20 protein-coding genes are annotated in these 20,487 nt (G+C 67.7%); 10 read left to right on the top strand and 10 right to left on the bottom strand.

Annotated elements, in window-relative coordinates:
• Positions 1–9: 9 nt before the first annotated feature.
• From gatA to HUA74_RS13325, 3 genes are read right to left on the bottom strand one after another with little or no spacing between them, the layout of a single operon-like run.
• Complete coding sequence (gatA, locus tag HUA74_RS13335) at positions 10–1,470, bottom strand: Asp-tRNA(Asn)/Glu-tRNA(Gln) amidotransferase subunit GatA (protein WP_174454820.1); 1,461 nt, start codon at positions 1,468–1,470, stop codon at positions 10–12.
• A gap of 21 nt (positions 1,471–1,491) precedes the next feature.
• On the bottom strand, positions 1,492–1,779 hold the full coding sequence (gene gatC / locus HUA74_RS13330) for an Asp-tRNA(Asn)/Glu-tRNA(Gln) amidotransferase subunit GatC (RefSeq protein ID WP_141646512.1): 288 nt from the start codon (positions 1,777–1,779) through the stop codon (positions 1,492–1,494).
• A 26-nt stretch (positions 1,780–1,805) separates the two neighbouring features.
• Positions 1,806–2,135, bottom strand: coding sequence for a zf-TFIIB domain-containing protein (locus HUA74_RS13325; RefSeq protein WP_141646513.1), 330 nt, complete (start codon positions 2,133–2,135; stop codon positions 1,806–1,808).
• A 203-nt stretch (positions 2,136–2,338) separates the two neighbouring features.
• Here HUA74_RS13325 and HUA74_RS13320 point away from each other — a divergent pair, with 203 nt between their 5' ends.
• The 3 genes from HUA74_RS13320 to HUA74_RS13310 all read left to right on the top strand — a co-directional run bounded on the left by HUA74_RS13320 (position 2,339) and on the right by HUA74_RS13310 (position 7,099).
• Complete coding sequence (locus tag HUA74_RS13320) at positions 2,339–5,410, top strand: DNA translocase FtsK 4TM domain-containing protein (RefSeq protein ID WP_174454819.1); 3,072 nt, start codon at positions 2,339–2,341, stop codon at positions 5,408–5,410.
• 105 nt (positions 5,411–5,515) lie between these two features.
• A complete protein-coding gene (locus HUA74_RS13315) occupies positions 5,516–5,800 on the top strand; it encodes an antibiotic biosynthesis monooxygenase (RefSeq protein WP_141646515.1) in 285 nt (94 codons plus the stop codon).
• A 51-nt stretch (positions 5,801–5,851) separates the two neighbouring features.
• Entirely contained in the window at positions 5,852–7,099 is a 1,248-nt protein-coding gene (locus HUA74_RS13310) for a class I SAM-dependent RNA methyltransferase (RefSeq protein ID WP_174454818.1), read from the top strand.
• Here the strand turns inward: HUA74_RS13310 and plsY are convergent.
• Positions 7,016–7,594, bottom strand: coding sequence for a glycerol-3-phosphate 1-O-acyltransferase PlsY (plsY, locus tag HUA74_RS13305; RefSeq protein WP_141646517.1), 579 nt, complete (start codon positions 7,592–7,594; stop codon positions 7,016–7,018). The two genes, HUA74_RS13310 and plsY, sit on opposite strands and share 84 nt — an antisense overlap.
• A 9-nt stretch (positions 7,595–7,603) precedes the next feature.
• Positions 7,604–8,035 carry a DUF2752 domain-containing protein gene (locus tag HUA74_RS13300; RefSeq protein ID WP_141646518.1) on the bottom strand — a complete coding sequence of 144 codons (432 nt, stop codon included), beginning with the start codon at positions 8,033–8,035 and terminating at the stop codon, positions 7,604–7,606.
• Between the two features lie 89 nt (positions 8,036–8,124).
• On the opposite strand from HUA74_RS13300, the gene HUA74_RS13295 reads away from it, so the two are divergent.
• Together HUA74_RS13295 and HUA74_RS13290 are read left to right on the top strand one after the other, a co-directional pair.
• On the top strand, positions 8,125–8,703 hold the full coding sequence (locus HUA74_RS13295) for a DUF4920 domain-containing protein (protein ID WP_174454817.1): 579 nt from the start codon (positions 8,125–8,127) through the stop codon (positions 8,701–8,703).
• A 3-nt stretch (positions 8,704–8,706) separates the two neighbouring features.
• The gene (locus tag HUA74_RS13290; protein ID WP_254625034.1) at positions 8,707–9,429 is read left to right on the top strand and encodes a hypothetical protein; all 723 of its coding nucleotides are present in this window, start codon (positions 8,707–8,709) and stop codon (positions 9,427–9,429) included.
• Positions 9,430–9,732: 303 nt separating this feature from the next.
• On the opposite strand, the gene HUA74_RS13285 is transcribed toward HUA74_RS13290, so the two are convergent.
• The 4 genes from HUA74_RS13285 to HUA74_RS13270 all read right to left on the bottom strand — a co-directional run bounded on the left by HUA74_RS13285 (position 9,733) and on the right by HUA74_RS13270 (position 16,392).
• Entirely contained in the window at positions 9,733–10,650 is a 918-nt protein-coding gene (locus HUA74_RS13285) for a hypothetical protein (RefSeq protein WP_174454816.1), read from the bottom strand.
• 94 nt (positions 10,651–10,744) lie between these two features.
• Complete coding sequence (locus HUA74_RS13280; protein ID WP_174454815.1) at positions 10,745–12,289, bottom strand: radical SAM protein; 1,545 nt, start codon at positions 12,287–12,289, stop codon at positions 10,745–10,747.
• A 137-nt stretch (positions 12,290–12,426) separates the two neighbouring features.
• Positions 12,427–13,143 carry a hypothetical protein gene (locus tag HUA74_RS13275; RefSeq protein ID WP_174454814.1) on the bottom strand — a complete coding sequence of 239 codons (717 nt, stop codon included), beginning with the start codon at positions 13,141–13,143 and terminating at the stop codon, positions 12,427–12,429.
• A 36-nt stretch (positions 13,144–13,179) separates the two neighbouring features.
• The gene (locus HUA74_RS13270; RefSeq protein ID WP_174454813.1) at positions 13,180–16,392 is read right to left on the bottom strand and encodes a TonB-dependent receptor; all 3,213 of its coding nucleotides are present in this window, start codon (positions 16,390–16,392) and stop codon (positions 13,180–13,182) included.
• A gap of 231 nt (positions 16,393–16,623) precedes the next feature.
• On the opposite strand from HUA74_RS13270, the gene HUA74_RS13265 reads away from it, so the two are divergent.
• From HUA74_RS13265 to HUA74_RS13245, 5 genes are all read left to right on the top strand, one after another.
• On the top strand, positions 16,624–17,376 hold the full coding sequence (locus HUA74_RS13265) for an energy transducer TonB (protein ID WP_174454812.1): 753 nt from the start codon (positions 16,624–16,626) through the stop codon (positions 17,374–17,376).
• Positions 17,377–17,444: 68 nt separating this feature from the next.
• Positions 17,445–18,128: a MotA/TolQ/ExbB proton channel family protein gene (locus tag HUA74_RS13260; RefSeq protein ID WP_141647756.1), complete on the top strand. Its 684-nt coding sequence runs from the start codon at positions 17,445–17,447 to the stop codon at positions 18,126–18,128.
• 128 nt (positions 18,129–18,256) lie between these two features.
• Positions 18,257–18,670 (top strand): biopolymer transporter ExbD, encoded by a 414-nt coding sequence (locus HUA74_RS13255; protein WP_141647757.1) that lies wholly within the window; start codon positions 18,257–18,259, stop codon positions 18,668–18,670.
• Positions 18,670–19,176: a biopolymer transporter ExbD gene (locus tag HUA74_RS13250; protein ID WP_141647758.1), complete on the top strand. Its 507-nt coding sequence runs from the start codon at positions 18,670–18,672 to the stop codon at positions 19,174–19,176. Before HUA74_RS13255 ends, HUA74_RS13250 begins: the two co-directional genes overlap by 1 nt.
• An 80-nt stretch (positions 19,177–19,256) precedes the next feature.
• The gene (locus HUA74_RS13245) at positions 19,257–19,880 is read left to right on the top strand and encodes a DUF2378 family protein (RefSeq protein WP_141647759.1); all 624 of its coding nucleotides are present in this window, start codon (positions 19,257–19,259) and stop codon (positions 19,878–19,880) included.
• Here the strand turns inward: HUA74_RS13245 and HUA74_RS13240 are convergent.
• Positions 19,781–20,371: a hypothetical protein gene (locus tag HUA74_RS13240; protein WP_246137702.1), complete on the bottom strand. Its 591-nt coding sequence runs from the start codon at positions 20,369–20,371 to the stop codon at positions 19,781–19,783. The genes HUA74_RS13245 and HUA74_RS13240 overlap by 100 nt on opposite strands.
• Between the last annotated feature and the right edge of the window lie 116 nt (positions 20,372–20,487).

Genomic DNA, 20,487 nt, shown 5'->3' with positions numbered 1-20,487 from the left:
CCTCGTGCCCTAGACGGGCGCGAGGCGGCGGAAGAAGTCGTGCTCGCGCTCGAAGGCCCGAGCGATGCGCAGCAGGAGGGCCTCGTCGAAGGCCCGTCCCAGAATCTGGAGTCCCACCGGCAGCCCCGCCTTCGTGAAGCCGCAGGGCACCGACAGGCCCGGCACGCCCGCCAGGTTGCAGGGCAGCGTGTAGACATCCATCAGGTACATGGACAGCGGGTCATCCACCTTCTCGCCCAGCTTGAACGGCGCCACCGGGGAGATGGGGGCCACCAGCGCATCCACCTCCTGGAAGACGCGCGTGAAGTCCTCGCGGATGAGGGTGCGGACCTTCTGCGCGCGCAGGTAGTAGGCGTCGTAGTAGCCGGCGGACAGCGCGTAGGTGCCCAGCATGATGCGGCGCTTCACCTCCGGCCCGAAGCCCCGCTCGCGCGTCAGCGAGTACAGCTCCTTGAGGCCGCGAGCGTCCTTGGCCCTGAGGCCGTAGCGAACGCCGTCGTAGCGGGCCAGGTTGCTGGACGCCTCGGCGGGAGCGATGAGGTAGTACGTCGCCAGCGCGTACTTCGTATGCGGCAGCGACACGTCCACCAGCGTCGCGCCCAGGCGCTCATACTCGCGCAGGGCCGCGCGCACGGAGGCCTCCACTTCCTCCTCCATGCCCTGGGCGAAGTACTCGCGCGGCACGCCCAGCTTCAGCCCGCGCACGCCCTTCTCCAGCTCCGCCGAATAGTCCGGCGTCTTCACCGGCGCGGACGTGGAGTCCCGTGGGTCATGCCGCGCCAGGATTTGAAGCAGCGCCGCCGCGTCCGACACCGTGCGCGTCATCGGCCCGGGCTGGTCCAGCGACGAGGCATAGGCGATGACGCCGTAGCGCGACACACGCCCATACGTGGGCTTGAGGCCCACCGTGTTGGTGAAGGCCGCGGGCTGGCGGATGGAGCCACCCGTGTCCGTACCCAGCGCGCCGAACACCTCGCGCGCGGCCACCGCCGCCGCCGAGCCTCCCGAGGAGCCTCCCGGCGTGCGCGTCACGTCCCAGGGATTGTGCGTGGGGAAGTAGGCGCTGGACTCGTTGGAGGAGCCCATCGCGAACTCATCCAGGTTGAGCTTGCCCAACAGCGGCAGGCCCGCCTCTCGCAACAGGCGCACCACCGTCGCGTCCAGCGGCGGCACGAAGCCCTCCAGCACGCGCGAGCCGGCGGTGGTCTCCAGCCCCTCGGTGAGGAAGAGGTCCTTGAGTCCCACGGGCACGCCGTCCAGGGGGCTTGCCGGAGTGCCCGCCTTGCGGCGCGCATCACTGGCCTCGGCGGCGGCCAGGGCACCGGCCTCGTCCACGCGCAGGAAGGCGCGAATCTTCGGGTCCACCCGCTGGATGCGCTCCAGACACGCGCGAGTGGCTTCCACGGAGGACACCTGACCCGCGGCCAGCTTCTCCGCGAGCTCCAGCATCGTCAGGTCCGTGAGCTGCATGACGTGGGGCTCCCCTCCGGACTACTCGATGATTTTGGGCACCGCGAAGGACGTGCCCGACTTCGCCGGGGCGTTGGCCAGCGACTTCTCGGGAGGCAGCGAAGGCCGCGTCACGTCCTCCCGCAGGAGCGAGGCCGTCAGCGTGGCATGCGACGTGGGCTCCACGTTCTCCACATCCAACGACTGCAACTGCGTCACCGCGTCCAGCACCGCCGACAGCTGCGTGGACAGGCGCTGCTCCTCCTCGGGAGTCAGCGCCAGCCGCGCCAGCGTGGCCACATGTCGCACCTGCTCGAGCGTGAGGGCCATGCGTGGAAGCCTCCGACCGCGAGTGACTACTTGCGCTTGAAGAGATTCAGGATGGCGCCCATCACCTTGCCACTGCCCTCGTGGCCGTGGTGCGCCATCAACTGCTCCAGCTCACCGGAGTCCAGGAAGACGCCGCCGCAGTTGAAGCACGTCTCCAGCTCGATGTTGCCCTGCTTGAGCGTCTGGAGGTCCATGCCGCACTTGGGGCACTTCATCCAGTGGAGCTTCTTGAGGTCCTCGCGCTGCTTCTCCGCCGTCTCCGCGGCCTGCTGGAGCGCCAGCTTGCGCTTCTTTTCGATGTCCTCCCGGGCGAAGTACTCTTCCTCGCTCGAGGACGGCTTGTCGGTGTCTGCCATGGCGATGCTCCTCCAAGAAATCGTGGCGGCACCATACCCCCTCTGGTGGAGGGTGCAGCCGAAATGTAGGCCCCGTGTCCGGCACCTTCCGCCCGGGCTGGAGCGACTGCCGGAAAATTGACCAGACCCCCTCCCTCCCTACACTCGCGACGGGCATTGCTACAGCCCGCTACGCGGCTGAGACGCGCAGAGGGAAGAAGGTCATGACGGCGAAGAAGGGTCGGGCGGAAAAGGCGGTACTCTCCCGTCAGGAGATCGCGACGCGTCGCAAGGCGCTCGCGGACAAGCGACGGAAGGCGGGCGCCGAGGGAGGCGACGGCAGCGCGGGGCGTGCCATCACCGGCGTGTTCCTGCTCGCGGCGTCGCTCTTGTCCCTGTTGGCGGTCGCCACGTTCGACGCCCATGACAGGGTCGGACCGGGCTTCCGCAACGCGGTGGGCCCCATGGGCCACCTCATCGCGGAGACGCTGCGAGGGATGCTGGGCGTGTGCGCCTACCTGGCCCCCGTAGGTGGGCTCTACACGGCCATGGTGCTCTTCGTGGGCAGCCGCGAGCGCAAGCGGGGTCCTCAAATCATCAGCCTCGTGCTGCTGACCGTGAGCATCTCCGTCCTGGCGCAGCTCATGTTCGCTGGGGACAAGGGCTGGGCGCACCCGCCGGGTGGCGCGCTGGGCGCCGGCCTGGGTGGGGTGATGGAGGGACTGTTCTCCACGGTCGGCACCGTCATCCTGGTGACGGCCATCAGCGCCGCCGCCCTCATCGTCGGGACGCAGTACACGTTCTTCAAGCTGTGCTCGCTGGTGTGGGCCGGACTGAGCGTGCTGGGCCGGCGCGTCGCCGAGTCCGCGAACGTCTTCTGGGAGGCCCAGAAGGCGTCCTACAAGGTCCGTCAGGAGCGCGCCGCGGAGGAGAAGCTGGAGGAGGCCGCGTTCCTCGCGCAAATCGAAGCGGATGAGGAAGAGCTGGCCGAGGCCGAGCGCGCCGCCGAAGAGGCCGAAGCCGCCGAGGCGGAGGCCATGGCCGAGGAGGCCGTGCGCCTGGCCCGGCAGAACGAGAAGGAGCAGGCCCTCGCCGCGAAGCTGGCCCTCAAGGACGGTCGTGAGAAGGGGGAGAAGCGCAAGGCACTGCCGCTCCCCGCCGAGACGGACTCGCTGCCGCCCACGTCCTCGCCGGCCCTGCCCGCCGACAACAGGCTCGCGCTGCGCGCCGAGAAGCGTCCCGCGCCTGGAGCGGACCCGGCCTGGGCCGCGTCGTTCCTCGCGCCCGCGCCCCACTCCACCCCGATTGTCCCCGAGGGTGTCGAGCCCCCGAGGAGCCGCCGGAAGACTCCGAACATCGTCACCGGTCCGGGCACGCCGCCCGTCGCCGCGCTGCCGGAGAGCCACGAGCCCGCGCCCGCGGCCCCCGTCATCGCCGCGCCGGCGCCTCAGCCCGTCGCGCAGGCCCCTGCCCCGGCTCCCGCGCCCGCCACCCCGGCGGCGGCGCGCATGCCGCTCATCGTCGCTCCCAAGGCGCTGGCCGCGCCCACCGGGAAGAAGGCCCAGGACCAGTTCGAGTTCGTGGGTGACCGCAAGAGCTTCACGCTGCCGCCGCTGGACGTCCTGGAGTGCGACAAGCAGGAGCGCTCCGAGCTGGACAAGGACGCCTTCCTCTCCACGGCGGAGAAGCTGCGCGCGAAGCTGGCCGACTTCGGCATCGTCGGCGAGGTGGTGGAGATTCGTCCCGGCCCCGTCGTCACCATGTACGAGTTCCTGCCGGGACCGGGCATCAAGGTGAGCAAGATCGCCGCGCTCGCGGACGACCTGGCCATGGCCATGGAGGCGATGCGCGTGCGCATCGTCGCGCCCATCCCCGGCAAGGGCGTGGTGGGCATCGAGGTTCCCAACAAGGACCGGGAGACCGTCTACCTCAAGGAGATCGCCGAGCAGGACGCCTTCATCAAGAGCGCCAGCAAGCTGACCATGTGCGTGGGCAAGGACATCGAGGGCATGCCGTATGTCTTCGACCTGGCCAAGGCGCCCCACCTGCTCATCGCCGGCACCACCGGCTCCGGCAAGTCGGTGGCCGTCAACTCCATGATCATGAGCATCCTCCTCAAGTCCACACCGGAGGAGGTCCGCTTCATCATGGTGGACCCGAAGATGCTGGAGCTCTCCATCTACGAGGGCATCCCGCATCTGCTGCTACCTGTCGTGACGGACCCGAAGAAGGCGGCGCTCGCGCTGCGCTGGGCGGTGGAGGAGATGGAGCGCCGCTACCAGCTGCTCTCCGAGGCGGGCGTGCGCAACATCGCCGGCTACAACAAGCTGGTGGAGAGCTCCGCCACCGAGGTGAAGGGCGCGTCGGGCACTCCCGAGGCCGCCCCGAAGAAGAAGTCGAAGCCCAAGAAGATGCTCGTGCTCGACGTGGAGGGCGGCGACAAGCCCTCCTCGGGCGGGGACGGACTGGGCGTGGCCGTGCCTCGGGACGACGACGAACTGCACGAGGCGCAGGGGTCCGACGCGCCGGACGAAGTGCCCGAGGTGGAAGCCGAGGCCGACGACGAGTCGGACGTGCCCTTCGTCTCGGCCAGCGACAAGCCGGAGAAGAAGGAGCTCAAGAAGCTGCCGTACATCGTGGTCATCATCGACGAGCTGGCGGATTTGATGATGGTGGCCAGCCGCGAGGTGGAGACCTACGTGGCGCGCCTGGCGCAGATGGCGCGTGCGTCCGGCATCCACCTGATGGTCGCCACGCAGCGTCCGTCCACGGACGTCGTCACCGGCGTCATCAAGGCGAACTTCCCCACGCGCATCAGCTTCATGCTGCGCTCCAAGCCGGACTCGATGACGATTCTGGGCACGGTGGGCGCGGAGGCCCTGCTGGGCATGGGCGACATGCTCATCATGCCGCCCACGAGCGCGCACCTGCAGCGCGTGCACGGCGCCTACGTGTCGGAGAACGAAATCAAGAAGGCGGTGGACCACCTCAAGGCCCAGGGCAAGCCCGTCTTCGACGAGTCCATCCTCAAGCCGCGCGACGAGGACGTGGAGTCTGGTGGCGAAGAAGACGAACTGTCCGACGAGCTGTACGACCAGGCGCTCGCGACGGTCAGCGAGATGCGGGCCGTCTCCATCTCCATGCTCCAGCGCAAGATGCGCATCGGCTACAACCGCGCGGCTCGCATGATTGAGCGCATGGAGCGCGACGGTGTGGTGGGCGCGGCGGATGGCGCCAAGCCCCGCGAGGTACTCATCCGGGGTGTGGGCGACATGCCCGGCGCCGGAGCCATGTAGGGCCGCCAGGAAAGCGGCCCCGATTGTTCATCGTGGGGGTGTCCGGAGCGGTCCGGGCGCCCCCACTTCGTTTCCCCCACCTCACGACAGCCCAGGTGAGCGCCCATGATTGTCGCCATCTCCCGCTTCCGCCCCGCCCCTGAGGAGGCCGAGCGCCTGATTGCCCGCTTCCAGGAGCGCGCGCGGCGGGTGGACACCCATGACGGGTTCCTGGGGCTGGAGGTGCTGCGGTCCTTCGAGCGCTCGCCGGAGCTCCTGCTGGTGACGCGCTGGCGGGACAAGGAGGCGATGCGGAGCTATTTCCAGTCGGAGGACTTCCGGCGCGCCAAGGAGGCCAGCGCCGAGCAGGACGGGGCGACGTTCGCCATCTACGAGGTGGTGGGCACCTGAGGCGTCTTGTGGGTTCCCAAGCAGTCCCAGGTCGTCTAAGGGCGGTGTCTTATGGCTGAACGCATCGCCCTTTTCGCCACCACGGCTCGCGGCACCGAAGACCTTCTCGCGGACGAGCTCAAGGAGCTTGGCGCGCGCCGCATCCGACAGGACCGCGGTGGAGTCCGCTTCATGGCCTCGCTGGACGAGGCCCTCAGGGTCTGCCTCTGGTCCCGCATCGCCATGCGCATCCTCTACCCGCTGGGCACCTTCGAGGCCCACGGCGCGGAGGGCCTGTACGAAGCCGCCGCGAGCGTCCCCTGGGAGGAGCACCTGACGCCCACCACGACGTTCGCGGTGGATGCCACGCTGAAGGACAGCGAGCACAGTCACTCGGGCTTCGTGGCGCTCAAGGTGAAGGACGCCATCGTCGACCGGATGCGCACCAAGGTCGGCACCCGGCCGGACGTGAACACGAAGAACCCGGACGTGAGCGTGGTGGCGCACCTGTCGCGCGAGACGCTGTCGCTGTCGTTGGACCTGTGCGGCGATGCGTTGAATCGCCGGGGCTACCGCGTGCGGCCCACCGTCGCGCCGCTCAAGGAGACGCTGGCCGCCGCCGTGCTGCGCGCCGCGCACTACACGGGCGAAGAGGCGCTGGTGGACCCGATGTGCGGCTCCGGCACGCTGCTGATTGAAGGCGGGATGATGGCCCGTCGCCGAGCGCCCGGACTCAACCGCGACTTCGCGGTGGAGCGCTGGCCCGTCATCGGCCCGCGCGCGAAGGAGCTGCTCGTGGACCTGCGCGCGGATGCCCGCCGCAACGAGCGCAAGGTGGAGGTCCCCATCTGGGGCTTCGACAAGGACCCGGAGGCCCTGGAGGCCGCCCAGCGCAACGTGCAGGCCGCACGGCTGTCAGAGGAAATCATCCTGGCCGAAGCTGACGCGACAGACCTGCCGCACCTGCCCGCCGCCAGTGGCCTGCTGCTCACCAATCCGCCCTATGGAGACCGGCTCACGGGCTCCGGCGGACAGAAGGGCATGAAGAGCTTCTATTACAAGCTGGGCGAGTCCCTGCGCGTGCCCGGCTGGCGCGTCTGGGTGCTCTCCGGCAACCCGGCCTTCGAGAGCGCGTTCCATTCGCGCCCGTCCGCGCGCCGGGAGATGTGGAACGGCCCCATCGAATGCACGTTGCTCGGCTACCGGGCCGCGGGCAGCAGCCACTTGGACGAAAACTCAGAAGCGCCGCTCCGTGCGCCGAAGCAGCCGGCCAATGTTGCTCCGGTGCGTCCAAAGCATGAGGGCGAAGAGGACAGCTGAGAGGCCGGTGTACTCCGGAGCCCGGGCGGTGAAGGCCGACGTGCCCACCGCCGTGGCTCCGGCCGCGAGCGAGCCCAGGGAGCTGACCCGCCACACCGCGAAGAAGGTGATGTACGCGGCACCCGCGGCCAGCGCGGCCAGCGGAGCGAGCACCAGCAGCACGCCCAGCGCGGTGGCCACGCCCTTGCCGCCGTGCAGCTTGAGCCACACCGGATAGACGTGGCCCAGCACCGCGGCCAGGCCCACCAGCACGTGCACCGTGGGAAGGTCCGGCACGAGCTGCAGCGCGAGCGCGACGGGCAGCGCGCCCTTCACCGCGTCCAGCACGAGCACCACCGCGCCCAGCTTCTTGCCCGCGACGCGGGTGACGTTGGTGGCGCCGATGTTGCCGCTGCCGCTCTGGCGCACGTCCACGCCACGCAGCCATCGCGTCAGCAGGACACCGAAGGGAATGGAGCCGGCGAAGTAGCCCAGCAGGACGAGCGCGAAAGTCACGACCCCACGCTATAGCAGCAGGTGGGGGAAGCGCGTCTTCACCACCACGTAGGCGTAATTCACCAGGAGGATGGCGGGCATCACCATCTGGAACACCTTCCACTCCCGGGGCGAGAGTCGGATTTCGGGGATGGGGACGGCGAAGACGAGGTGCAGCACCGTCACCACGACCGCCAGGGCGAACAGGAAGGCGGCCACCGTCCCCAGGGGGTTGGCCTCCCAGGCCCCCTCGAAGTTGAAGTGGGCGAAGCGGTCGGCCGCGCGCGTCAGCCCACAGCCGAGGCAGGGCCAGCCTGTCCGCTCGCGCAGCACGCAGCCCCAGAAGGGGATGAGCTTCGCCACGGGGATGTACCGGGCCACGAGCAGCCCCACGAGGCCGATGAGCCCCAGGTAGTCCACGGTGCCGAGGCGTCGATTGCGAGGAGGGAGGAAGACCTTCATGCGCGCCTCGCCCAGAGGTGTGCGGGAGTCCCACTCTAGTACGGGCGCCGCCTTGCCGGGGCAACGAGTTTTGGCTAAGCGAGCGAGTCATGAACTCGCTCCGCACGTCCCTGATGCTGCTGGTCGCTGTTCCCCTGATTGCGTTCGCTGGCGACAAGACGCCCGCCAAGGACAAGGCCGCGGCGGCCGACTGTCACCACCCCGCCGAGGCCGCCAAGGCAGCGCCGAAGCCCGAGGCGACCGCCGCCACGGCGCCTGCCGCCGCGCAGGAGAACTGGAAGCTCACCCGGGGCGAGGCGCTCAAGGGCGCATCTCCCGTGAAGCTCGCGGACCTGCTGGCGAAGCCCCAGCCCCATGATGGGAAGACGGTGCGGCTCGAGGGCACGGTGCGCAAGGCCTGCGAGAAGAAGGGCTGCTGGATGGAGCTGGCGACGGACCCCCAGGCCAAGGGGCCGGGCGTGCGCGTGACGTTCAAGGACTACGGCTTCTTCGTCCCGCTGGACTCGGCGGGCTCGCAGGCGCGCGTGGAGGGCGTGGTGAAGGTGGCGGAGCTGAGCGAGGGCCACGCGTCGCACTACGAGGCGGAAGGCGCCATCGTCCCGCGTGGCGCGGACGGCAAGCCGCGCGAGGTTCAGCTCGTCGCGACGGGCGTTGAGCTGCGCCGCTAGGACATGGCGCGCAGCTTCAGCATGAGGGGCGTGCAGGGCGCGGCGGACCGCGCCGTGCAACACGCTCGGACGTGGTTGCTGGAGACGGAGCCGGGCTCGCGCGTGCATGACGTGCAGTCAGACCCCCGCTTCCAGCACCGTGGCGTGGACCTCCTCTGGGAGCTGCCGACGGGAGAGGTGCGCGGCATCGAGGTGAAGGGCGACCGCAACGCCACCCGACGCCGCTACTTCTTCGAGCTGGTCTCCAACCTGGAGAAGGACACGCCGGGCTGCTTCCTCTACAGCGGCGCGGACCTCCTCGTGTACGTCTTCCTCTCGCAGGGAGAGCTGCACGTGATGCCCCTCAAGGCAGTGCGTGACTGGTTCCTGCCACGCGCGAAGGAGTACACGCTCAAGCACGCCTTCACCCAGACTGGCGCCATCCGCTACACGACGGTGGGCGCGGTGGTGCCCACGCGAGACGTCGTGGAAGGCGTGCCCCGGGTGCTCAAGATTCCGTTGAAGCGCTCGACGCCCCTGGCGACCCAGGAAGTCGCCGCGCTGGAAGTCGAAGTCGCCTCGCCGGATTCACCTCCGACGACGGCGCTGACGGAGGGCGGCGGCGAGGCCTCCGCCGAGCAAGCGACCGCGCGGGCCGCGGAGGCCGCGACCTCTCCCAAGAAGAAGGCACGGCGCAAACAACCGGCGCGTCAGGCGCGGAGCGCAGGCTCGAACACCGCCGAGTAGGGCCTCTCCAGGGCACATCGACGGTCACGAGGGCATCCCTCGCCGACTTCGTCGCGAGCTCACCCGTTCTCATGAGGGACTTCTCGGGGCAGTATGACGCGAGCAATTCCTCGTCGCATGCGCCTCGCGAGCCCACCACGTTCGCCGGAGGCGCCTCGCGGTGAGGTGCGCCGCGAGCGACTCCTCATCGCATGCGCCTCACCGTCTTCGCGTTCACGGGCGCCTCTGGAAGCGCCGGTGGCGCGCCCTGCCCTTCTGGATGCGACGCGCGAGCACTCGCCCGCGCGCCGCCAGGTGCTGGCTTCAGCGCCCGTGACGGTGACGGGTGTGGCCGGGGTGGATGCGGTCGTGCTCCGCATTGAGGCGGTCGGCCGTGCGCACCAGGTCCAGCAGGGAGACGCGGTCGTTCTGCGCCTTGTAGACGTGCTCCAGACGGGGAACGAGGTCCAGCGCCAGGTGCAGGTCCTTGGTCGACTCGGCCCACTCCAGCAGCATGCGGCCGGCCGATGCGGCGGGACCATTCGCCTTCAGGTGGATGAGGCCGTCCACGGCCAGAATCCGGGCGATGGGCGTACGCGCCGTGTCCTCGGTCAGCTTCACCAGGTCCGACACGGCCGCGTCCTGCTCGCCGCGCGCCGCGCGCACCATGGCGCGGGAGATGCCCTTGCGGTCCGGCAGGAAGAACTCCTCCAGGTCCGCGAACGACTCCGCGTGAGCCCCGTGCCCCGAACGGGCGAGCGTCTCCGCGAGGCTGTCGAACAGCTCCGCGTCCTTCTCCGAGAACGGCGCCAGCGCCTCCTGCATGAAGCGCTCCTGGGGCCCGCCCTTGTCATCCACGGGCAGGCGCGTGCGCAGGCCGTTCATCTTCTCGAAGGCCGGAGCCACCGGAGCGTCCGCCGCGCCATTGAGCAACTGGAGCAGCGACTTCATGAGCGAGGCGAGCGTATCCGTCAGCTCGTACGGCGCCACGCGGTCCGGCAGCCAGCGGCGCCACAGCTCCACCGGCGCCGCCACCACGAAGTCCTTGAAGGGGCCCGTGCCCTTCCACTGGGCCTTCCACTGTTGGGCGATGCCCAGCGGGAAGGTCGTCTCCGAGAGCTTTCGGAAGTCCGCCTCGGCCACGGAAATACCGTAGTGACCGAGCGTTCCGACCAGGGCCTCCGTCGAGTACTCCTTCAGGCCCTTCTGCTGCCACGCCTTGTCCACACGCTGCGCGCTCACCTGGTTCTCCGCTGCCCCTGGGCGCCGGCCATCGGCGCATGCGGACTTCTAGCGGAAGCGGAGCCCGCAGTGCAGCGGCACTTGCACATCCCCGTCACGCGGCGGACGCGGGGGGCGCCATCTTCGGGACGGTGGGCCAATGGACGGGGTTGCGCCGCCCGTCCTCCACCCGACGCGCCAGATAGGGCTCACAGCCCCGGGCCTCGAAGGCCTTCTTCCAGGCCGCGAAGCTCCCCCCGGCACGCCAGGCGTCCATCGCGGCCAGGCCACCCTCCGGGCCACATTGGGCCAGCATGTACTCCACCCACGCCCACCGGGCGGACGTGGGACGCACCTCGGCGCGCCCACGCAGGCCCTTGCGCAGCCTCTCCAGCCGGTTCTCGACCTCCTTGATGCCCGCGAAGGGCGCCCCGTCCAGCGGCGTGTTCCGCTTGGCCACGAAGGGTGCCACCCCCAACGCCACGGGAAGGATGCGGGACAGCTCCGCGGTGAAGCGGATCAGCTCGTCGATGTCCTCGTCCCCTTCGAAGGGAAGCCCCACGACGTTGTAGACCTTGAGCTGCTTCATGCCCGCCGTGCGGGCGTACCCCGCCGCACGGACAATCTGTTCCTCCGAGTGCTTGCGGTCCACCATGTCCCGCATGCGCTGCGAGGCCCCGTCCGCCGCCACCGTCAGGTTGGTCGCCCCACCCCGGCGGAGCTGATCCACCAGCTCCTGCGTCAGCCGATCCGCCCGGAGTGACGACACCCCGACTTCCTTCCCCGCGTCCACGAGCGTGCGCAGCAGTTCGACGATGCGCGGATGATCCGTCACCGCCGCGCCCACCAGGCCCACCCTCCGGGCGTGCGCGGGGATCAGCGACAGCACCCGCTCTGGAGGCACCGTGCGCATGCCCCCGTTCGTCGTGCGGCGCATGACGCAGTAGTGGCAGCCGCGCGAGCACCCCCGCTCCGGCTCGATGAGGAACATCGAGCGCAGCTCGGTATGCGGGGTGATGATCTGCGTGCGAGCAGGCAGCCTCGAATCCGTGGCCCGAGCCACGTGGTAGCGCTGGCCTCCGCGCCCCGGCACACGAAAGCCAGGGATGCGTGCCAGGTGGTCCAGCAGGGCCTCGCGCTCCATCGTGGCCGCCGCCTCCACCAGCACGTGCATGAGGTCTTCCGCCTCGCCCTGGACGAGCACGTCCACGAAGGGCTCCAGCGGATCCGGGTTGGAGAACGTCAGGGGCCCTCCCGCCACGACCAGGGGATGGCGCCCATCCCGGCGCTCCTCCGCCAGCACGGGCAGCCCCGCCAACTCCAGCATCGTGAAGAACCCCGTCAGCTCCAGCTCATACGCCACGGAGAACGCCAGCATCGCGAAGCTGGAGACGGGAGCCTGGGACTCCCAGGTGAACAACGGCGTCCGGGTGCGCTTGAACGCCTCCACGTCATCCGGAAGGAAGGCGCGCTCGGCGGTGGCACCCGGGTGCTCGTGAACCTCCCGGTAGATGGCCTGGAAGCCCAGCGAGCTCATCCCCACGTGGTAGGGGCTCGGGTAGCAGAGGGCCACACGGAAGGGAGCCTCCTTGTAGAGGGTGCCTTCTTCGTCGTCCAACAGCGAGCGGACGTGGTGGATGAGTGAGTAACGGCCCTCCATGTTCCTCCAGACAGAAACAACCCTGACAGACAGGTACAGCCCATCAAACACCGCGGCCCCGTCAGTCCACTCCTTGAGGAGGGCTGGCGGGGCCGCGAGGCGCCACCTGTCAGGTGGCGCTGTTCAGCGTTGAACGACTACCTGAAGGACGGAACCTGCTTCGAAGGAACGCAGTACGACGCCGCCGGCGTCCCGTCCGCGTTGAATCGAATCGTGAGGCACTCCGCGGCGAAATCGGGGTTCAGACCCGAGTCCGGACCGCAAGAAGTCGCATCCGACGGACTGCACGCAATCGCGGGCCACAGGGCACGCATGGTGTAGTTCGAGGCGCAACCATCCTTCGTGTACTTCAGCTCACCCTTCAGCTGGGTGCCGGGCGCGAACGGAGCCGCGTAGACATCCACGTTGGTGTACTCGTAGCGGATCGTCGTCGCCGCAGCGGTGCTGGTCGCCGCGGCATTGACGGTGGCCGCCGACAGCGAGGGGGCCGCGCAGAAGTCCTTGTCATCAGGCTCCGTAGCGAGCGCACCCAGCGCCGTCTGCTCCGAGGGGGCCCCAGGATCCCGGCTCGCGATGCTCGCCAGGCCGTTGGGACGAATCGTGAGCAGCGAGTTGTTCAGGTTGTCCGGGTCATTGAACTTGAAGACGCCGAGCAACTCTCCAGGGGGAGCAACGATGGTGCAAGCACCACCACCGTTGACGAGGGTGGGGGAGTCCACCGCATCGTACTTGACCACCCAGTTGGCGTTGTCCTGCACGAAGCAGGGCGCCTCTGGCTGGTCGAAGTTGCAGCCCGTCAGCACGCTCGCCGTGCCAACAAGGACCATCGCAGCATTGAAAATGTTCTTGGTCATGTGACTTGAAATCCCGGTTCCGTGAGTGGCCAGAGACTAGAACGTGTACCGGACGCCAAGGCGCATCTGCCGGGGCGGCTGGTAGCTGGTCGGGTTCTTGAAGTTGGGGTTGATGTCTCCGTCGACGGTACCGAACGCCTCGGGACGCTCCTCGCCTTCCTGCCACGTCACGTTGCCCGGCAGGTCGCTGGGCTTGCCGTTCGGGATCGGGGCGACGCTGAGCAGGGTGTACGTCTGGTCCACCGTGCTGACGCCCTGGAAGTTGAAGAGGTTGAAGACGTCGAGGGTCACGGAGATCACGCTGTCCTTGCTGACGCGGTAGTTGACGCCAATGTTGGAGTCAATGACGTTCAGCCAGGGCGTACGGCCACCCGCGCCACGGGGGAGGACGAAGGACTCGTCCGAACCGTAGAGAGCGTGCGCACCGAAGTAGTTGATCGGCGTGCCGGAGTTGCCGCGGTAGGACAGACCGATGCTCGCGGAGAGCTCGTTGGTGAAGTTGAACTCCTTGGCGCCGAACACCTTGATCTGGTGGGTACGGTCGAACGGGAGCAGACCCGTGCGGTTCGCCAGGAGGCTGATGAGGTCGAAGTCCGACAGGATGTTCGGGTCGAGCTGAGCCGTCTCCGGACGGAACAGACCGGGGTAGTTACCGTACAGACGGGACCAGGTGTAGTTCGCCTGGGCCAGCCAGCCGTCCGAGAACGTGCGGTTCAGGTAGACGGTGACGTTGTCGTAGTTACGCTCCGGCTTCGGGAACTCCTTGGCGAAGCCGCTGCCCGGGTTGCCGAGGAAGTACGAGCGACCGTCATCGCGGCTCATGTCCTCGATGACCATGTTCATGTCGCGGTGGGTGTAGCTGGCGCCCACGCGGGTGTTCGCGATGAGCTCGTACTCGCCGCCGACGACGATTTCGTCGGACGACTGGGGGTTGATGTCCGGGTCGATCGGCTCGTTCTCCACCTTGCCGCCCGTGAAGAGGCGGTTCGGGTTACGGCTGCTCTCCGGCTGGCCGAGGACGTAGTTGGGATCCCGGCACTCCGTCTCCTGGCTCTCGCGGCTGGACGGGTCGCAACCACCCGACTCACCCGGCTCCACCATGGCGCGGCGGGCCTCGTAACGACGCTCACCCGGGAACGCGCGGTCGAGCATGTTCAGCGGAACCTGCTCGTAGTACCGGGCGAAGTTCACGAAGAACTTCGTGCGGCCGTTGGCGAACGGGTCGACGATGGCGCCGATACGGGGCGACCACTGGTTGCCGAGGATGAGGGCCAGATCGCCATCACCGCCGTACATCGCCTGCACGTCGTAGCGCACGCCGAGGTTCAGCGTGACGCGGTTGGCGATGGACCAGGAGTCCTGCAGGAAGCCACCGACCGTGGTGCTGGTGGTCTTCGACTGCTGGGTCAGCTGGGTGATGGGGCTGTCAGGGGACGCCTGGTAGCCATAGCGGCGGTAGTCATGAACCGCGATGGTCTCCGTGTAGGGCTGCCCGTTGAGGGTCGCACCCGCGTACGGGCGATTCTCCTGGAAGTACACGCCGCCGCCGTACGCCTTGAGCTGGTCGTACGACAGGAACTCGGTGTCGACACCGGCCTTCAGCACGTGGGTGCCGAGCGCGTTCAGCAGGTACGTGGCCTTCGCGTTGATCTGGTAGCGGTCCAGCTTCGCGTCGGACATCAGGCCGGGACCACCCAGCGTGTAGCCCGTCACGGGGCAACGCTCGACCGAGACCGGGTCGCCGTTCTCGTCGACCGTCTCCAGCGGATCGCACGCCGCTTCCTGACCCGCGGGCAGGTTCTCGAACACCGTCAGCCGGCGCTCGAAGTTGTAGAGCATGCGGGAGTAGCCCGCGAGGCCCTGCGACGAGCCGATCTTGCTGCCGTCCGCCGGAAGGGTGGACGCCGTCTGGTGGAACCAGCCGAGGTTCGCGTCGACCAGGACCTTCTTGTCCATGAACGCGCCCGCGTACTTCAGGGCCAGCGACGTGGCGTTCGCGTTGGTCTCCGTGAAGGCGAAGTCGCCAGGACGGGAGGACAGCGCGCCCGGCAGACCACCGGACTGCGGGTTGATGCTCAGCTTGCCCATGCCACCGGTCGTCGTCGGGGTGCCGTTGAGGGCGATCGAGACGTTGTGGTCCTGGTTGATGAGGTACGTCAACTTACCCATGTACTGCACGGTCCGGGTGTCGGCGTAGTACTGACGGTCAGAGCCCGCGATGGGGTCGACGACGGTGAAACCCTCGTCGTTCGTAATGCGGGAGCCGTCCGCGTTCAGCCGGATGGCGTTCAGCGTTCGGGTGTGCTGGTAGCGCGTGAACGACGGCGCGAAACCGGCGAAGAACCACAGCTTGTCCTTGAGGATCGGGCCACCGAGGGTCGCGCCGAAGTCACCCAGGTTCTGCAGCTCGTTGAGGCCACTGATGACAGTGCCCTCTTCCTGGATCTGCTTGCGGGTGCCTTCGAAGGTTCCCGGCGTCCAGTTCGCGAACACGGAACCGTGGAACTCGTTGGAGCCAGACCGGGTCACCGCGTTGATGACACCGCCCGTGGAGCGACCGAACTCCGGCAGGTAACCGCCGGTGATGATGTTCACGTCCTGCACGAACTCGATGCTCATCGGGCTGGCGTTCACGCCGTAGGCGGGGTCGTTCGTGGACAGACCGTCCACCACGTACCCGTTCTCAGGCGAGGTCGCGCCGTTGATGGACACACCGTACTGGTCGTTCTGGGCGCCAGGCGCCAGCTCGGCCAGGGACTCGAAGGAGCGAGCCGCTCCTCCCTTGCCACCCGGACGGGCCACGGCGATGCGCTTGATGAACTCCTGATCCACGTTGACGCCCGTGGTCGTGGAGCCCACGTCGATGGTCGGCGGCGCGCCGACGATCTCCACCACTTCACCGAGGGACTCGGGGAGCAGCTCGACGTTGACGCGGATGGTGCGGTTCAGACGCAGCTGGACGTCAGAACGTGCGTACGGCTTGAACTGCTCTTTCTCGAACCGCAGGGTGTAAACACCAGGCGGCAGCTGGGGAATACGGTAGTTGCCCTGAGCGTCGGTAACCACGGTCTGCTCACCCTGAAGGTTGGGCGAGGTCGCGGTGACAACAACGTCAGGAACAGGCTGCCGGCTTTGAGCGTCGATGACAGTACCGATCATCGTGCTCGACTGCGCGAAAGCCGCCGATCCATAAAGCAGACCTGCGGCCAGGACAACTCCGGTTTCCCGGAGCACTCGGTTCAAGTGCATACCAGACCCCTCCAAGGTGGGCTGCAACCGAAAATGACTGGGGAAAATATCCGAGGTCAAGCAGTTGTCAATAGACCGTTGCTTTTTGGTAACCAGTGGGGCAATTGCGCGATCACGTCAGTTACCCTTGACCGTGCTTGCTTGAACCCGGAACGCGTTTCTGTATGGTAGCGCGCCCTTTCAGCCGGGCGGGGCGTGGTGGGTGTCCACTGGTGATGAGGAGTCTAGTACATGTTTGATTCAGTCCTTGACCGCGGTCAGGCGCCCAGAGCGCGGTTCGGCGTGGGGACCACCATCTCCGTGATCCTGCACGTCGCATTGTTCGGCGTGGCCTACTTCCTGTCGACGAGGGAACCGGTCGAGGAGGAGAAGGAGATCGAGGTGACGCTGAAGGCCACCATGGCCCCGCCTCCTCCTCCCCCGCCGCCTCCTCCCCCGGCGGCGAGCACCAAGCCGAAGACGACGCCCAAGAAGCCCAAGAAGCCCGACACCATCGTCCAGCCCAAGGAGATCCCGAAAGAGGTCCCCAAGGAGGCCGAGCCGGCCGAAGAGCCGGAAGAGGCTCCCGAGGAGGCCAGCGAGGAGCAGGTCGAGGGTGGCGTCGAGGGCGGTGTCGCCGGCGGTGTGGTGGGCGGCGTCGTGGGTGGCGTGATTGGCGGCGTGGTCGGCGGGCAGCTGGGCGGGACGGGGACGGAAGTGCTGCCGTTTGGTGCGGGCATGACGCGTCCGGAGAAGGTCTCGGGCCCGCAGCCCGAGTACACGCGTGAGGCGCTCGAGTCCCGCGTGCAGGGCACGATGATCGTCAAGTGCGTCATCACCGTGGAAGGTCGAGTGGAGCGCTGCCGAATCATCAAGCCCCTGCCGCACATGGAACAGGCCGTCATGGACGCCCTGACCTCGTCACGCTACAAGCCCGTCACGTTCCAGGGCCGTCCGGTCCAGGTGGATTACACCTTCACCCTGAATCTGAAGCTTCCGCGCTGATCCGGGCGCGCCGTAGAGAAGCACCGCCGACCACCCCGCGCTCGTGAGGAGGAGCGCTTAATCAAGCCATGCAATTCACTCTCATCGATATTTGGCACCACACGGGCACCTTCGCCCGTATGATCATCTTCACCCTGGCCATCATGTCGGTGGCGTCCCTGGTCGTGATGGCGGAGCGGATGATCGTCTTCCGCAAGACCCGGTCCGACAGCCGCAACTTCGCCGCCAAGATGGGTGCCATCCTGGCGAAGGGCGACCTGACCACCGCGGCCAACACGAACCTGGGCAAGGACGTGGGTCACCTGGGTCGGGTGATCAACTCCGGCCTCACCGCGTACCGCATCAGCCCCAACAACAAGGACATCGCGGTGGAGTCGGTGGCGCGGGCGCTCGAGCGTCAGGCGCAGCGCGAGGTTCAGAGCATGAAGCGCGGACTGGGCCTGCTGGCCACGGTCGGCTCCACGGCTCCGTTCGTGGGTCTGCTCGGCACGACGATGGGTATCGTCAACGCCTTCCAGCTCATGGCGGCGGCCGGCTCCGGCGGTCTGGGCACCATCTCGGCCGGTATCGCCGAGGCGCTCATCACCACGGCCTTCGGTCTGTTGGTCGCCATCCCCGCGGTGATGGCCTACAACTTCCTGCAGGGCTGGGTGGATGCTCGCTCGGTGGACATCTCTGAGTCCTCCAACGAGTTCCTCGACGTGGTCGCCCGCCACATGGGCGGCGGCGCGCACTCCTCGCACGCGGCCTGAGCAGTCACCGGCGAGCCCGGGGACGACCCGAGGCCCGCCTCCCGACGTGAACGCGGCCCCTGAAATCTGGGGGCCTGCGACGCCACCCGGGACGGCGGGCTTCCACCACCTGGAAGCAGGTTAAACGCATGGGAATGTCAGCTGGCCCCAAGGGGGGCATCAAGAGCGAGATCAACGTCACGCCGCTGGTGGACGTGGTGTTGGTGCTCCTCATCATCTTCATGGTCGTCACTCCCATGCTCCAGCGCGGCAAGTCCGTGGAGCTGCCGAAGGCCACCGAAATCGAGAAGGAGAAGGGCAAGGACTCAGACCCTCTCTACGTCTCCATCACTCCGGACAAGAAGGTGTTCCTGGAGAATGACCAGGTGGACGAGCAGGCGCTCCAGGACCGACTGACGCAGGAGCTGGCGAAGGACCCGGGCAAGAAGATCCTGCTCAAGGGCGACAACACCGTGAACGTGGGCGACGTGCGCAGGGTGCTGGACGTGGCCCGCAAGGCCAAGGCCAAGCAGATCGCGCTCGGCGTCGAGGAGAAGAAGTAATGGCGGGCCACAAGCAGCGTCAGTGGGTGAAGCCGCAAACGCCGCCCAACTCGGAGATCAACGTCACGCCGCTGGTGGACGTGGTGTTGGTGCTCCTCATCATCTTCATGGTCGTCACGCCCCTCCTGGAGAAGGACATCCTGGTGCGCGTGCCGGACACCGAGGTGGAGGATCAGCCGCCGCCGGAAGACCCGAATAACCAGCAGCTGGTGGTCCTGCTGGACAAGGACGGCGGCTACTCCATCAACACGGAGAAGGTGCCCACCGCCGACTACGTCAACCGGCTCAAGCGGATGCTCGCGGCGAAGAAGGCGGACGAGAAGGTCGTCTTCTTCATGGCGGACGACGCGACGAACTATGGCCGCCTCATCGTGGCCATGGATGGTGCGAAGGGCGCCGGCGCGAAGGTCCTCGCCATGGCGACCGAGCTGCCGTCGAACGCCATCATCCAGGGTACGCAGGTGGACACCGGCACTCCGGCGCCCGCTCCGACGCCGACTCCCTGAAAACCTCTGCCCGGAGCCCTACGCTCCGGGTTGGAGTCGCGGTTCACAATCAGAAGCTCGTCGGCTAGAGTTCACTCCTCATGGCTGACGAGCTTCTCGTCTTTGAACAGACCATCGAAGCCCTCTTCCTGCGCGCGCTGCACGGGCGGCTGACGCCTGCGTGCAAGAGTCGCCTGCGCCAGGCGGGGCTCGACGTGGACCAGAAGCTTCGTCCCGCCTACGCCTTCCCGTCGTGGATGGCCTTCCTGCGCATCGCCGCGGAAGAGCTCTTTCCCCAGGAAGCCATCGGCCCCGGTACGTGGAAGCTCGGCGAGGCCTATATCGAGGGCTTCCGGGAGACCATGCTGGGCCGCGCGGTGCTGTCGCTGCTGCGCGTGCTGGGGCCTCGCCGGACGCTCATGCGGGCCACACAGAACTTCCGGGCGGGCAACAACTACACCGAGTCGAAGCTGGTGGAGCTCACCCCCACCCAGTTCGAGTTGTGGATGAACGAGGTGGGTGACTACCCGGACTTCACCGCCGGCATCATCCACGCGGGACTGCGGGTGGCCGGCGCACAGGACGTGAAGGTGGAGCCGTCCGGCTACGACGGCCACGCCTGCACCTACCGCATCAACTGGAAGGAGGCCTCGGTCTCCTCCGGCGTCGCGGGCAGCGGGGACTCCAAGGCTGCCATGAGGTCCGGGTCCATCAGCTCCCTGTAGATGAACTCGGCGATGAGCCCCGTCACCATCCAGATGGGCAGGATGTAGAGCGACGTCATCTCCCAGAAGATGGCGCCCGCGTCCGCGTAGTACCAGATGCGGTAGCCCGTGAGCCGCTCCAGCATCAGCCCGCTGAAGGCCTCGAAGAGCAGGATGCCGACGCCGTAGACGACGGCTCGCAAGCTGGCGTGCTGGTAGAGCATCCAGCGGTAGACGGGCTCCACGAAGCAGAAGCACGCGACGCCGTAGATGAGGAACATCCACAGCGAGCACTGCCCGTAGGCCGTGATGTTGGGCGTGTTCCAGATGGCGTTGAGCCCCAGCCGGTCGTCCACCTGCCACTGGAACTGGAACAGCGTCCCGAGGATGGGCACGTCCCGGGAGATGCGCACCAGGTTGTAGAAGAAGATCTCCGAGCTGAGTCCCACCATGCCGTAGAGGCAGAAGCGGAACATCGCGAAGGCCACCTTCATCCGCTGGCCTCGCTTCATGTCAGCCCGACGGATACGGACCGGACGGCGCCGATGAATGACCTGCGACCCCATGCGCGTCATCTCCCCCATGCATTCCCCAGATACCCGCCAAGGTACCCAAGAGGCACCCGCCC

The organism is Myxococcus sp. CA051A, assembly GCF_013336705.1.
Classification (GTDB): Bacteria; Myxococcota; Myxococcia; order Myxococcales; family Myxococcaceae; genus Myxococcus; species Myxococcus llanfairpwllgwyngyllgogerychwyrndrobwllllantysiliogogogochensis.
Note: the sequence above shows the minus strand (reverse complement) of the source record. Positions and strands in the feature narration are given on the sequence as shown.